The 12,483-nt window shown below is 56.1% G+C and carries 13 protein-coding genes; 7 read left to right on the top strand and 6 right to left on the bottom strand.

Going from position 1 to position 12,483, the window contains the following annotated elements; translation table 11 throughout:
• The first annotated feature begins 14 nt into the window (after window positions 1-14).
• A complete protein-coding gene (locus N037_RS08915) occupies window positions 15-1,211 on the top strand; it encodes an NAD(P)/FAD-dependent oxidoreductase (RefSeq protein ID WP_032640418.1) in 1,197 nt (398 codons plus the stop codon).
• Between the two features lie 32 nt (window positions 1,212-1,243).
• On the opposite strand, the gene N037_RS08910 is transcribed toward N037_RS08915, so the two are convergent.
• Together N037_RS08910 and N037_RS08905 are read right to left on the bottom strand one after the other, a co-directional pair.
• Entirely contained in the window at window positions 1,244-2,182 is a 939-nt protein-coding gene (locus tag N037_RS08910; protein WP_032640374.1) for an NAD(P)-dependent oxidoreductase, read from the bottom strand.
• On the bottom strand, window positions 2,182-2,874 hold the full coding sequence (locus tag N037_RS08905; RefSeq protein WP_032640372.1) for an RraA family protein: 693 nt from the start codon (window positions 2,872-2,874) through the stop codon (window positions 2,182-2,184). The genes N037_RS08910 and N037_RS08905 overlap by 1 nt, the downstream gene beginning before the upstream one ends.
• 169 nt (window positions 2,875-3,043) lie before the next feature.
• On the opposite strand from N037_RS08905, the gene N037_RS08900 reads away from it, so the two are divergent.
• A complete protein-coding gene (locus N037_RS08900; protein WP_029740245.1) occupies window positions 3,044-3,781 on the top strand; it encodes an IclR family transcriptional regulator in 738 nt (245 codons plus the stop codon).
• A gap of 37 nt (window positions 3,782-3,818) precedes the next feature.
• Here N037_RS08900 and N037_RS08895 read toward each other — a convergent pair whose 3' ends face one another.
• Complete coding sequence (locus tag N037_RS08895; RefSeq protein WP_032640369.1) at window positions 3,819-5,153, bottom strand: MFS transporter; 1,335 nt, start codon at window positions 5,151-5,153, stop codon at window positions 3,819-3,821.
• A gap of 318 nt (window positions 5,154-5,471) precedes the next feature.
• Between N037_RS08895 and N037_RS08890 the strand changes: the two genes are divergently transcribed.
• A complete protein-coding gene (locus N037_RS08890; RefSeq protein WP_023309546.1) occupies window positions 5,472-5,870 on the top strand; it encodes a potassium channel family protein in 399 nt (132 codons plus the stop codon).
• Window positions 5,871-6,034: 164 nt separating this feature from the next.
• A complete protein-coding gene (locus N037_RS08885) occupies window positions 6,035-7,060 on the top strand; it encodes a TerC/Alx family metal homeostasis membrane protein (RefSeq protein WP_023333744.1) in 1,026 nt (341 codons plus the stop codon).
• 84 nt (window positions 7,061-7,144) lie between these two features.
• On the opposite strand, the gene N037_RS08880 is transcribed toward N037_RS08885, so the two are convergent.
• Window positions 7,145-7,804: an HAD family hydrolase gene (locus tag N037_RS08880; RefSeq protein ID WP_023333743.1), complete on the bottom strand. Its 660-nt coding sequence runs from the start codon at window positions 7,802-7,804 to the stop codon at window positions 7,145-7,147.
• A 320-nt stretch (window positions 7,805-8,124) separates the two neighbouring features.
• Here N037_RS08880 and N037_RS08875 point away from each other — a divergent pair, with 320 nt between their 5' ends.
• A complete protein-coding gene (locus tag N037_RS08875; protein ID WP_023333742.1) occupies window positions 8,125-8,571 on the top strand; it encodes an NlpC/P60 family protein in 447 nt (148 codons plus the stop codon).
• 5 nt (window positions 8,572-8,576) lie between these two features.
• On the opposite strand, the gene N037_RS08870 is transcribed toward N037_RS08875, so the two are convergent.
• Together N037_RS08870 and N037_RS08865 are read right to left on the bottom strand one after the other, a co-directional pair.
• Window positions 8,577-9,371, bottom strand: a complete 795-nt coding sequence (locus N037_RS08870) for an SDR family NAD(P)-dependent oxidoreductase (protein ID WP_021242161.1) — start codon at window positions 9,369-9,371, stop codon at window positions 8,577-8,579.
• 32 nt (window positions 9,372-9,403) lie between these two features.
• The gene (locus tag N037_RS08865; RefSeq protein WP_032640365.1) at window positions 9,404-10,285 is read right to left on the bottom strand and encodes a LysR family transcriptional regulator; all 882 of its coding nucleotides are present in this window, start codon (window positions 10,283-10,285) and stop codon (window positions 9,404-9,406) included.
• A 99-nt stretch (window positions 10,286-10,384) separates the two neighbouring features.
• Between N037_RS08865 and N037_RS08860 the strand changes: the two genes are divergently transcribed.
• Window positions 10,385-10,891, top strand: coding sequence for a phenolic acid decarboxylase (locus N037_RS08860; RefSeq protein ID WP_024908855.1), 507 nt, complete (start codon window positions 10,385-10,387; stop codon window positions 10,889-10,891).
• Window positions 10,892-11,343: 452 nt separating this feature from the next.
• The gene (gene arnB, locus N037_RS08855; RefSeq protein ID WP_023333738.1) at window positions 11,344-12,483 is read left to right on the top strand and encodes a UDP-4-amino-4-deoxy-L-arabinose aminotransferase; all 1,140 of its coding nucleotides are present in this window, start codon (window positions 11,344-11,346) and stop codon (window positions 12,481-12,483) included.

Raw genomic sequence — 12,483 nt, 5'->3', positions numbered from 1 at the left:
AAGAGGGTTTTGACGTGGAAAGGTTTGATGCCGTGGTAATTGGCGCCGGTGCGGCGGGTATGTTTTGTGCGGCCATGGCCGGACAGGCGGGTCGTCGCGTGCTGCTGCTGGATAACGGTAAAAAGCCAGGCCGTAAGATCCTGATGTCCGGCGGCGGGCGCTGTAACTTCACTAATCTGTATGTTGAACCCGCGGCCTATTTGAGCCAAAACCGTCATTTTTGTAAATCTGCGCTGGCGCGCTACACCCAATGGGATTTTATCGACCTGGTGGGTAAGCACGGCATCGCGTGGCATGAAAAGACGCTGGGACAGCTGTTCTGCGACGACTCCGCGCAGCAGATTGTCGATATGCTGGTGGCCGAGTGCGAGAAGGGCGGCGTCGTCATGCGCCTGCGCACGGAAGTGCTGGACGTCACGCGCGACGAGCAGGGCTACACGCTGCAGCTGAACGGTGAAACCGTCAGCGCGGACCGCCTGGTGATCGCCAGCGGCGGCCTGTCCATGCCGGGGCTGGGCGCTTCCCCGTTCGGCTATAAGATTGCCGAACAGTTTGGCCTGAAAGTCTTGCCCACGCGCGCCGGGCTGGTGCCGTTTACGCTGCATAAACCGCTTCTTGAACAGCTTCAGACGCTGTCTGGCGTGTCTGTTCCCTCCGTTATTACCGCCGAAGACGGGACCGTGTTCCGCGAAAATCTGCTCTTTACCCATCGCGGCCTCTCCGGCCCGGCGGTACTGCAAATCTCCAGCTACTGGCAGCCGGGGGAGTTTGTTACGGTGAACCTGCTCCCGGACTGCGATCTCGACGCGTTCATTAACGAGCAGCGTACCGCGCACCCGAATCAAAGCCTGAAAAACACGCTGGCAATGCAGTTGCCAAAACGACTGGTGGAATGTTTGCAGGCGCTGGGGCAGATCCCGGATGTGTCGCTCAAGCAGCTTAACAGCCGCGAGCAGGAAACGCTGGTCGAGACGCTAACAAACTGGCGCGTGCAGCCAAACGGCACCGAAGGCTACCGTACGGCAGAGGTCACGCTGGGCGGGGTCGATACGAATGAGCTCTCGTCCCGCACCATGGAAGCACGCAACGTGCCGGGGCTTTATTTTATTGGCGAAGTGATGGATGTGACCGGCTGGCTCGGCGGATACAACTTCCAGTGGGCATGGGCAAGTGCCTGGGCGTGTGCTCAGGCGCTGGCAGAAGACAAGTGACATAAGATCGCTGCCACTCGTCGCGGCTGGCTTTACGGACCGACGGTGGTGATGTCCGTCACGGCCAGAATATTGCTTGCGGCCACGGTTCCCATCTTGATATATGACGCTGCGGTAACGCCGCCAATATGGGGAGAAATGACCACGTTTTCTACGGACTGCCAGAGATGCGGCGCGGTCAGCGGCTCGTGGGTAAAGCTGTCCAGCGCTGCGCTGTGCAGCGTGCCATCTCGAAGCGCCGTCAGTAACGATTCACTGTGGATCAGTCCGCCGCGTGCCGTATTGACCAGAATGGCGTTCCGCTTGCAGTGTGCGAGCGTCTCGCTATTGATCAATTCCCGATTCTCATCGGTCAGCGGACAGTGCAAAGAGATGACATCGGAACGGGAAAGAAGTCCGGTGATCGTCTCTGCGCGTTCGCACAGGGCAGGCATGGACTTAGCATAGGGATCATAAGCCAGCACCTTCATGCCGAAAGCGTGCCCAATAGTCGCCACGCGCGAGCCGATAGCACCCAGCCCAATTAACCCTAGCGTTAAGCCCTCCAGTTCAATGGATTTATGCGTCGCCTTATCCCAGTGCCCGTCTCGCAGCCGCTTGTCCAGAGGCACCACTGACTTTGCGCAGGCGAGGATCAGCGCCCAGGTATGTTCAGCCACTGCCGCCGCGTTTGCGCCCGGGGCAGCGCGGACGGCGATGTTGCGCTCGGCCGCTGCCGTCTGGTCTATCACATCGATCCCGCTTCCGTGCTTGGAAATAACCTGCAAAGCCGGGGCGGCATCCATGACTTTCGCGGTGATCCTGCCGTAACGTACCAGGATCGCCACAGGATTGTGTCGTTTACACAGCGCGATCAGGTCATCTTCTGTGGGCTGGCGGCCCGCAAACACCACCTCAAAGCCCTGCAACATCACCATGGCCTGCTCCGCCAGGTCGCTTCCGGTAACCAGAACGACGTCTTTGCCCCTCATCAAAGCGTCTCCCCGTTGCTCAACATACCCGCCTTACGAAGCGCGTCATCAAGCCAGTGTGGACGTAAATCGCCTTCACGGATGGCAGCAAGACGCCGGGTCTCCATCTCCAGCTTTTCTTTTGCCAGAGCGATAACCTCTTGAACCTCATCGCGCGGAATAACGACCACGCCGTCGATATCCGCGACAACCAGATCCCCGGCCTGAACCGTCGCCCCGGCGACTGAAATGGGATGATTAACCCGGCCAGAAATTAACTTTGTCGGGCCGCAGGGGTTCAGACCGGCAGAAAAGACGGGGTAGTGACTTTTGCTCAGGGTATCGGCGTCACGTACAGCGCCGTCAATAATAATGCCCGCAATGCCGCTCGCCTGAGCCTGAGTGGCCATGATTTCGCCAAGCAGCGCGCAGCTCAGGTCGCCTTTGCCATCGACGATCAGGACATCGCCGGGCTGCGCCACCGCCATCGCGGCATGAATCGCCAGATTATCACCCGGACGGACTTCAACGGTGATGGCCGGACCCGCAACGGACATGTGTGGGGCCAGCGGTTTGATGCGGCCATGAAGCGTACCGCGGCGGCCAGCCACGTCGGCCAGAATAGCTGCCTGATACTCGGCAGCCCGACGAACGTCCTCGGCAGAAACGCGCTCGAAATGGCGATTAATCGGTTTTTTTTCATTAACGGACATAAATGCCTCCATATTGTTTTACTGGGTACAATGCAGGTGTACAGAACAAAACAACTATAGCGGTGTTGCTTTGCTTTTAGCCAGATCTGAGGTGGCGTTTGTGATGTAAACACGAAGTGACTCACAAAATTTGAGGTACACTCACTGCCGGGCTAACAAGGAGATAACGATGGGGAATGAAGGCGTTGTAGCGGTTGAAAAAGCGCTGGCTTTACTGGATTGCTTCCGTCCTGGAGATGAGAGCCTGACGCTGACCGCGCTGGCACAGCTGTCGGGTTATCATAAAACCACGGTTTACCGCTTGATGAATTCTCTTGAACGGATGAATTACGTCGTCAGGCATGAAGACGGCAATTATGCGCTTGGCCCACGTCTGCTTTACCTCGGCAAGCTGTATGAACAATCTTTCCATCTTTCCCGGGTGGTTCAGCCAGAGCTTCAGGCCCTCTCCCTGGCGTCTCAGGAGAGTGCCAGCTGGTATGTGCTGGAGGGAGGGCAGCGCCTTTGCCTGTTTCGCGCGGAAGCGTCGCACGGCCTGCGACACAGCAATCTTCCCGGCAGCCAGTTCCCGCTCGATAATTCGGCCATCAGCAAGGTATTACGTCATTGGGGGCTCAATGAGAGCCTGCCGGAGGAAGATGCTGAACTCCCTTTCTACACGTCAGGCGCACGCGATCCCCACACCGCTGCGTTTGCGATGCCTGTCTTCGGCGTTCACGACAAGCTGGTTGCGGCGTTAGCCCTGACCGGCCCCATCTCGCGGCTGACGGAAGATCGTCGTGAGAAGGAGATAGGACAGTTGATGAAGGCGGCTGCAAGCCGTCTGTCGCAGAAAATGGGCGCCAGCAAGCCCTTCTGTCAGCAGTTCTTTGGTGAAACGAGCGATACGGCGGAAGAAAATCTATAAACGCAGAAGCGGGACAAATGTCCCGCTTCTGTCATCGTTAATGCGTAACCTGTTTTTCGTGTAGCTGAGCGCGGCGGGCCTGCCGCCCCATAATCAGCACCGCGATCCCCCCGGCCACGCACAGCGCGGCCAGCGGAAGCATAGCCAGCGTGTAGCTTCCCGTCCGCTCATTGATAATGCCGTATGCGTTTACCATCACTGCCCCGCCTATCAGGTTTGCGATGGCGCCAATCGCGGCCAGTCCCGCTGCCGCTGAGGTACTGCTCAGCCAACCGGACGCCAGCGCCCAGAAAGGCCCTTTCATTGAATAAGCGCCTATCAGCATAATGCTGAGGATAACGATCGTGGCAGACAGCGAGACGCTCACAAAGGCGGCGAACACGCCTGCGGCAATCATGAACAGCGTGAGTGCGGTATGCCAGCGGCGTTCGTTGGTACGATCGGAATTCCGTCCCCATACGATCATGAGAACAGATGCCAGACCGTAAGGAATGGCGTTAAGCAGACCTGTCTCAAGATTATCGAGATGGAAGGATTTCAGCAGTTGAGGAGACCAGACGCTGATGGTGGTGCCCGCGGACGATGCGCCCGCGTAAATCAGCGCCATCAGCCAGATCTGGCGATGCTTCAGCAGCTGCCACGTGGTCTGGTGTCCGATATTCTTTTGCTGATTGCGCTCGGTCTCAAGCGTCGTTTCCAGCCATTGTTTCTGTTCTCTGCTAAGCCAGCTCGCCTGATGCGGGCGATCCCGGAGAATAAACCAGGCTGCAATACCCAGCAGCACCGCCGGCAAGCCTTCAATAATGAACAGCAGATGCCAGCCGCGAAGACCCAGCCAGCCATCCAGTGACAGTATCAACCCGGAAAGCGGGGAGCCGATGAAGTTAGCGAGCGGGATAGCGACCATAAAGGACGCAATAATGCGTGCGCGGTAGCGGGACGGGATCCACCAGGTCAGATACAGCACGACGCCCGGGAAGAAGCCCGCCTCTGCAGCACCGAGAAGAAAACGGACGATATAGAGCGACGTGGTGTTCTGCACCAGGGACATACACATGGAAACGATGCCCCAGCTGATCATAATGCGCGGGATCCACAGCCGGGCGCCGACTTTCTGCATGGCCAGGTTGCTGGGTACTTCAAACAAAAAATAGGCCACGAAGTAAAGGCTGCTGGCGAAGCCAAACGCCGCTTTGCTGAGGCCAAGGTCCTCATTCATCTGCAGCGAAGCCATGCCGATATTCCCGCGATCGATAATGGAGACCAGGTAACTGACAATCAGAAACGGGAGAATACGCCAGATCACCTTCCGCATCGTCTCTCTTTCTATGTCCTCGGTGGCGGTAGCGCCGTTACGTAAATGTTCTGTCATTGTGTCCTCGCAGGGTTTGTTCTTTGTTTTATTAGGTACAACTCAGTTTTATTAAACAAAACCACTATAGCGACGGCGCGTTATTTTTATCCAGTTAACGGAAGGTTTAAATGATGTAAATAAGAGGTGACTCACAGATAGTGCGCTTCAGATCTTTCGCTCACAGCAGTCGAACCAGCCGCAAAGAGGGCACGCTGAAAGGGAAATAATCACGCAACGCAATTATTGCACCAACTTTTCCTCTCGATTCAACTAAGCTTCGACCGGTTGCCCCGCCGCGTTCGTGGGGCCTTATTCCTTTTTGGTCGAGCACGCGTCATGCAGCTACTCAGTATTATTATTTTGCTTACCCTCACCGTGGTGATCCATTCGCTGTGGATGTTTGGCGTTTTAAAATTCATCAAATTAGAAGTCGATTCGGCGGTACGCATTGTTTTACGCAATGTCGGCATCGTGATCTCCATGATCTTCGCCCATCTTCTTGAAGCCGGACTGTTTGCTGCGTTTTATTTCGTCATCGACGCGTTTAATGACTGGAACACCAGCTTCTATTTTTCACTGGTCAGTTACGCCACGGTGGGATACGGCGACGTCACATTACCCCAGCACTGGCGGCTTATCGGCGGTGTGGAAGGGCTGGTGGGCGCGTTGATGGTGGGCTGGTCTGTGGCGGTTCTGGTGGCAGTTCTGCAGCGTTTGCGCGGCATGAGCGCCTAAACGGCAGATGCACGATCCCCTTCGGGTAAGGTAAAGTACACCCCTCTTTACGCAGCCGACAGGGCTGCGGCTTTGAGGGCGAAGAGGCTGATTATCGGCCCGCCCTTTTCTGTTCCTGGTTTACGCCAGTTTGCATGGTGTTTTGTCTGCCAAAAGGGTTTTGTATGTCTGCTGCTCATCTCGGTTTCCCGACGGAAACCGTTGTTGTCTTTGTGGTGATGGCCGTTGGGGCGATGTTTATCGACCTCTTTATGCACCGTCACGATAAACCCGTCTCGCTGAAAAGCGCGGCGATGTGGTCCATTTTCTGGGTCATGATGGCGATGGCCTTCGCCGGATTCCTGTATGTTCACCACGGCGCCGAGATGGCGAGCCTGTTTCTCACCGGCTATGCGCTGGAGGAGGTGCTCTCCGTCGACAACCTGTTTGTGATGATGGCGATCTTCGCCTGGTTCGGCGTGCCGGATAAGTACCGTCACCGCGTGCTCTACTGGGGCGTGCTGGGGGCGATTGTCTTCCGCGGCATCTTTGTGGCTATCGGCACCAGCCTGTTAAGCCTGGGGCCGTACGTTGAGGTGATTTTCGCGCTGGTCGTCGGCTGGACGGCGGTGATGATGCTCAGGCGCAATGAAGAGAGCGACGAAGTGGAAGATTACTCGGGTCATCTCGCCTATCGCCTGGTGAAGCGCTTCTATCCGGTCTGGCCGAAAATCAGCAGCAACGCCTTCATTCTGACGCAGAAAGAGGTGGATGCGGAGCTGGAGAAGCCGGAAAACCAGGACGTGATGGTTGGCCGCGTGAAGAAGGCGAAGCGCTATGCGACGCCGCTGCTGCTTTGCGTGGCCGTCGTCGAGCTTTCTGACGTCATGTTCGCTTTTGACTCCGTGCCGGCCATTATTGCCGTGAGCCGCGAACCGCTGATTATCTACAGCGCCATGATGTTCGCCATTCTCGGCCTGCGTACGCTCTACTTCGTGCTGGAAGCGCTGAAGCAGTATCTGGTGCACCTCGAGAAAGCCGTGGTGCTGCTGCTGTTCTTCGTGGCGTTCAAGCTGGGATTAAATGCCACCGACCACTTCTGGCACCACGGTTACAGCATTGGCGCGACCGCCAGTCTGTTTGTGGTATTAGGCGTGCTGGCGCTGGGGATTATTGCGAGCGTGATGTTCCCGGGGAAACGTACTGCCTGATGCATCGCCCGGTGGCGCTTCGCTTACCGGGCCTACTGTTCGAATGTAGGCCGGGTAAGGCGCAGCCGCCACCCGGCAAAAAGGCTACTTGATGGGTGAATTCCGGCGCTTGCGCGGGTGGTGGAAGTGCCGCCAGTGCGGATCCTGCGCCGCCGCCAGCAGCTCGTGGTCGCCGCGAGTGTCTCCCCAGGCGCGCAGGTGATAGGCGTTCAGATCGCCATACACTTTCTCCAGCCTTGCCACCTTCTGGGCGCAGCGGCAGTTATTGCCCGTGATGCGCCCCGTCAGCTTGCCGTCTTTCACTTCCAGCTGCGTGCCAATCAGCTTAATGCCCAGCTTGTCGGCCCACGGCTGGAGCACCAGCGCCGGGGAGGCGGAACAGATGGTCACTTCCGCACCGGAATTCACCTCCGCCGCCACCGCCAGAACCCCTTCGGGGCGCATCAGCTTGTTCCAGTATTTTTCGCAAAAGGCTTCCGCCTGCTGGCGCAGCCAGTGTTCATCCACGCCCGTCAGGAACGTTTTAATCAGCACTTCCTTCAGCTCATCGCGCGTCAGCTTACGACGCACGCAGTGGAGCGTGGGCAGCGCCATACGCACCAGGCGGCCCGCGAAGTAACGTTTACCGAAGGCAAAACGCAGGAAAGGAATAAAGCTGTCGTGGTGCGTTAACGTCCCATCAAAGTCAAAGACGGAGAGCACGCTGGATTTTGCCACCGTCTCGTCGGCAATCATATTGGTCATAAATACGTCTTAGCTGAAATACACATTCTGCGGATCAGTTTACCTGCTTTAGCTGGACAGTCCTTATATCACCACCATTTTTTTCTCGATCTTGCGATCTCAAAGTGAGTCCAATTTTGGCCTCGATAAGGATTGGTGAAAAAACGAACTGTCTATATTATCGCCACATCGCAAGATATTTCGGGGAACCATTGGGCCCCACAGGTAAGGAAAAACTCACTCACTACTTCTTTATTGATATGACTCTTAGATCGTTTATTTCAATCCTCACGTTAAGTTTTGCTTCGTTTTCTGCGTTCAGCTTTCAACTCCCAGCGTCGATGCTATCGATGAACAGTGAGCTGGCAGTATCGCCGGCGAAATCTGCGCTGGTGCATCCTGAAACAGGCCCGCTGCGCTCGCGTATTCTCGATCAATACCAGAAATGGAAAGGCACCCAGTACCAGTGGGGCGGAACCACGCATCGCGGGGTGGATTGCTCCGCGCTGATGCAGCACCTGTTCAGCGATGCGGCGCATCTTAATTTACCGCGCACGACGCGCGAGCAGATCCATCGCGGCGTTCAGGTGGCGCAATACCGCCTGAGAGCCGGCGATCTGGTCTTCTTCCAGACCGGCCCGAACCGCAAGCACGTCGGCGTTTATATTGGCAATAGCCAGTTTATTCATGCCTCAAGCAGCCAGGGGGTAACGGTCTCAACCCTGACGGATGATTACTGGCAAGCGCACTACATTACCGCCCGTCGGATCGCAGGCAGTGCGGCCTGACAGCATCAGATGATGTCATCCACGACGCCGCCGTCGACGCGCAATGCCGCACCCGAAGTGGCGGATGCCTGTGGCGAACAGACATAAATCACCATATTGGCCACCTCTTCAACCGTGGCCGCGCGCTGAATAACCGAGCTGGGGCGGTTGGCCATCACAAACTCTTTCGCCAGCTGCTCCAGCGATTTGCCGGTTTTTTCGATTTCATCTTTCATCATCTCGGCGAAACCGTCAGACATCGTCGGGCCCGGCAGTACGCTGTTGACCGTCACGCCGCTTCCCGCCACGAACTTCGCCAGCCCGCGCGCCAGCGAGAGCTGCGCCGTTTTGGTCACGCCGTAGTGGATCATATCCGCCGGGATATTGCAGGCCGACTCGGAGGAGATAAACACCACGCGTCCCCAGCCTTTCTGCACCATGCCCGGCAGCAGGGCGCGGGACAGACGCACGCCGGACATCACGTTGGTCTGCCAGTAACGCTCCCAGGTCTCATCGTCGGTGGCATAGAAATCCTGTGGACCGTAGATCCCGGCGTTGTTGACCAGGATATCGACGTTATTCGCCACCTTCAGGAGCGACTCGACCCCTTCCGCCGTGCTGAGATCGGCAATCGCGGCGCGCACCTGCACGCCCGGCACCACCTGCTGGAGCTGCTGAATGCCTTTATTCACCGATTCCGTGCTGCGGCCATTGACGATCACTTCGGCACCGCTTTCTGCCAGACCTCTGGCAATGGCGAACCCGATCCCGCCGGTTGAGGCGGTCACCAGCGCCACTTTCCCCGTAAAGTCGATTTTCATCATCTGCTCCTTATCGTTTTAACGTTCGGACCTTAAAGCGTAGCAGGTGGGGATGACGGCTCCTGGCTAAAAAGGCGCAGCAGCGTCTCAACCTGCTCATCAAGCGGGGCGAGGGAGCGCTTAACGATCAGGTGAAGCGGCGTTGCCCTGCGCGCACCGTGGCTCAGCGGCAGGCGTTTCAGTACGCCTTGATCCAGCTGGGTCTGGATGCGTTCCTCTGGCAGCCAGCCGTAGCCGACCTGAGAGACGACGGCCTCTATGGCGGCATCGATGGTGGAGAAGGTCCACGACTCGCCGGCAGCACGCGCGGCGGGCTGGCTGTCCGCAATCTGGATAAGCGGCCACGGGCGCAGCATCTCATCATTTAGCGGCGCGTCGAGGTGAAAGAGGGGATGCTGGTGATGGGCCACGGCAACAAAGTCGATATTCATCAGCCATTCGCCGAGCCCGGTAATGTCCTGGCGGCGGGTTAAGATCATCACGTCGGCTTCGTCGTTAATGGCGTCGGCGCGGGTATTTTCCAGCACCTCGGTGAGACGGACCTGGGTCTGCGGATACTGCTGCTGGAACTGACGCAGGATGGCGAACAGGCGGCGGCGCGGGAAAATGGAGTCCACCACCAGATCCAACCGCGTGCGCATCCCGTTGCGAAGGGTCGCTGCGCGCGTCTCGACGTACGAAAACGCTTTCAGCAGCGGTTTAACCTGGTTGAGAAGCAGTTCGCCGGCCGGGGTTAACACCGCCCGTCGCCCCTCCGGCACCAGGAGCGCCACGCCGAGCCGCTCCTGCAGCAGCGACAGGTTATAGCTCACCGAGGACTGGCTGCGGTGGGTTTCTTCCGCGGCTTTGGCAAAGCTGCCCGTTTCAACCACCTTCGCCAGTAAGGACCATTGTTCCAGCGTCGTCTTGTGCATAATTTATCTAAAATTTGGATGAATTTGATTAAAACATAGCGTTATTCATTCATTTTTTGAAGGGGTACGATCGTCTCATCAAAACAAAGGAGACATCTTATGAACACCTTCGACAAACACGACTTAAGCGGCTTCGTTGGCAAACACCTTGTTTATACTTACGATAACGGCTGGAACTACGAGATTTATGTAAAAAATGAGACCACGCTTGATTACCGTATTCACAGCGGTCTCGTGGCCAACCGTTGGGTGAAAGATCAGCAGGCTTACATCGTGCGGGTAGGGGAAAGCATCTATAAAATTTCCTGGACCGAACCAACCGGTACCGACGTCAGCCTGATCGTGAACCTGGGCGACAAACTGTTCCACGGCACCATCTTCTTCCCACGCTGGGTCATGAACAACCCGGAAAAAACCGTCTGCTTCCAGAACGACCATATTCCGCTGATGAATAGCTATCGCGATGCGGGCCCGGCGTATCCAACGGAAGTAATTGATGAATTTGCCACAATCACCTTTGTACGCGACTGCGGAGCAAATAATGAAAGCGTTATCGCCTGCGCGGCCAGCGAATTACCGAATGATTTTCCTGCTAATCTTAACTAAGCGCGACAGTTGAATTCGCGACAATTGATATTAATAGAAAGTTCCCGGAGGATGACGGAATTCCCGCCCAAACCTCCGGGATTTTTATTTTGGTTGAGTATTCATTTACTTTTCTTATAATTTTAATGTAAACGAAATGAAATAGTAGAGTAATCGCTGTGAGTCCATCCACAAAAAACAAAAAAAATAGTTAGAATCGCTATCTTGCTGTTGTAAAACAATTTTCTATTCTCTTCTATGTACTGTTTCCCTTCTGCTTCTCGCCTGTCTTAATTTTTTCCTAAGAAAACGACGTTACTTTTGCTTCAGTTGATGGTTTGTTGACATAACTGGTATCGCGACTTAATTTTATTTGGTCTTTATTTAATAACCATCTTGCATGATCCCATTGAGCTGCCCATTACGACAGCGCAGTAAAAGATGACGCCTTTAATACAGCAAGGAAATTAATAATGAGTGATTTTCTGCCTTTTTCGCGACCGTCGATGGGCGCTGAGGAAATTGCGGCGCTTCAGGACGTTTTGATGTCGGGCTGGATCACCACGGGGCCTAAGAATCAGGAACTTGAAGAGGCATTCTGTCAACTTACCGGGAATCAGCATGCGATTGCCGTCTGTTCAGCCACCGCAGGTATGCACGTCACGCTGATGGCGCTGGATATTGGCCCGGGCGATGAAGTCATTACGCCTTCCCAGACCTGGGTATCCACGCTGAATATGATCGTGTTGCTGGGTGCCACGCCGGTCATGATCGATGTGGACAAAGATACATTAATGGTGACGCCAGAAGCCGTTGAAGCCGCCATTACCCCGCGTACCAAAGCCATTATTCCCGTTCATTATGCCGGCGCGCCGTGTGAAATCGACGCTATCCATGCCATCGGTGAACGTCACGGTATTCCGGTGATTGAAGATGCAGCCCATGCCGCCGGAACGTACTACAAGAACCGTCATGTGGGCTGGAAAGGGACGGCGATTTTTTCCTTCCACGCCATTAAAAATATGACCTGCGCGGAAGGCGGCTTAGTCGTCACGGATAATGCCCAGCTGGCACAGCGGATCCGCAGTCTGAAATTCCATGGCCTGGGCGTGGATGCCTATGACCGGCAGACGCACGGTCGTGCGCCGCAGGCGGAAGTGATCGCGCCGGGCTATAAATACAACCTGGCAGACATCAACGCCGCGCTGGCGCTGGTGCAGTTAGGCAAGCTGAAAGAGGCCAACAGACGCCGCCAGGACATCGCCGAACGCTACCTGCGGGAGCTTGCCGATACGCCGTTCCAGCCGCTCACCATTCCGTCATGGCCGCACGTGCACGCCTGGCACCTGTTTATTATTCGCGTTGATGAAGCGCGCTGTGGGATCTCACGCGACAACCTGATGGCGGCGCTGAAAGAGAAAGGCATCGGTACCGGCCTCCACTTCCGCGCGGCGCACACCCAAAAATACTACCGCGAGCGTTTTCCTGATGTATCGCTCCCGAATTCTGAATGGAATAGCGCGCGTATTTGTTCCCTCCCTCTTTTCCCGGACATGACTCATGACGACACAACCCGCGTCATTACCGCACTCCATCAGCTTGCAGGACATTGA

The organism is Enterobacter sp. EGD-HP1, assembly GCF_000733275.2.
Lineage (GTDB): Bacteria > Pseudomonadota > Gammaproteobacteria > Enterobacterales > Enterobacteriaceae > Enterobacter.
The sequence above is the reverse complement of the archived record's forward strand: the minus strand, read 5'-3'. Positions and strand labels throughout refer to the sequence as shown.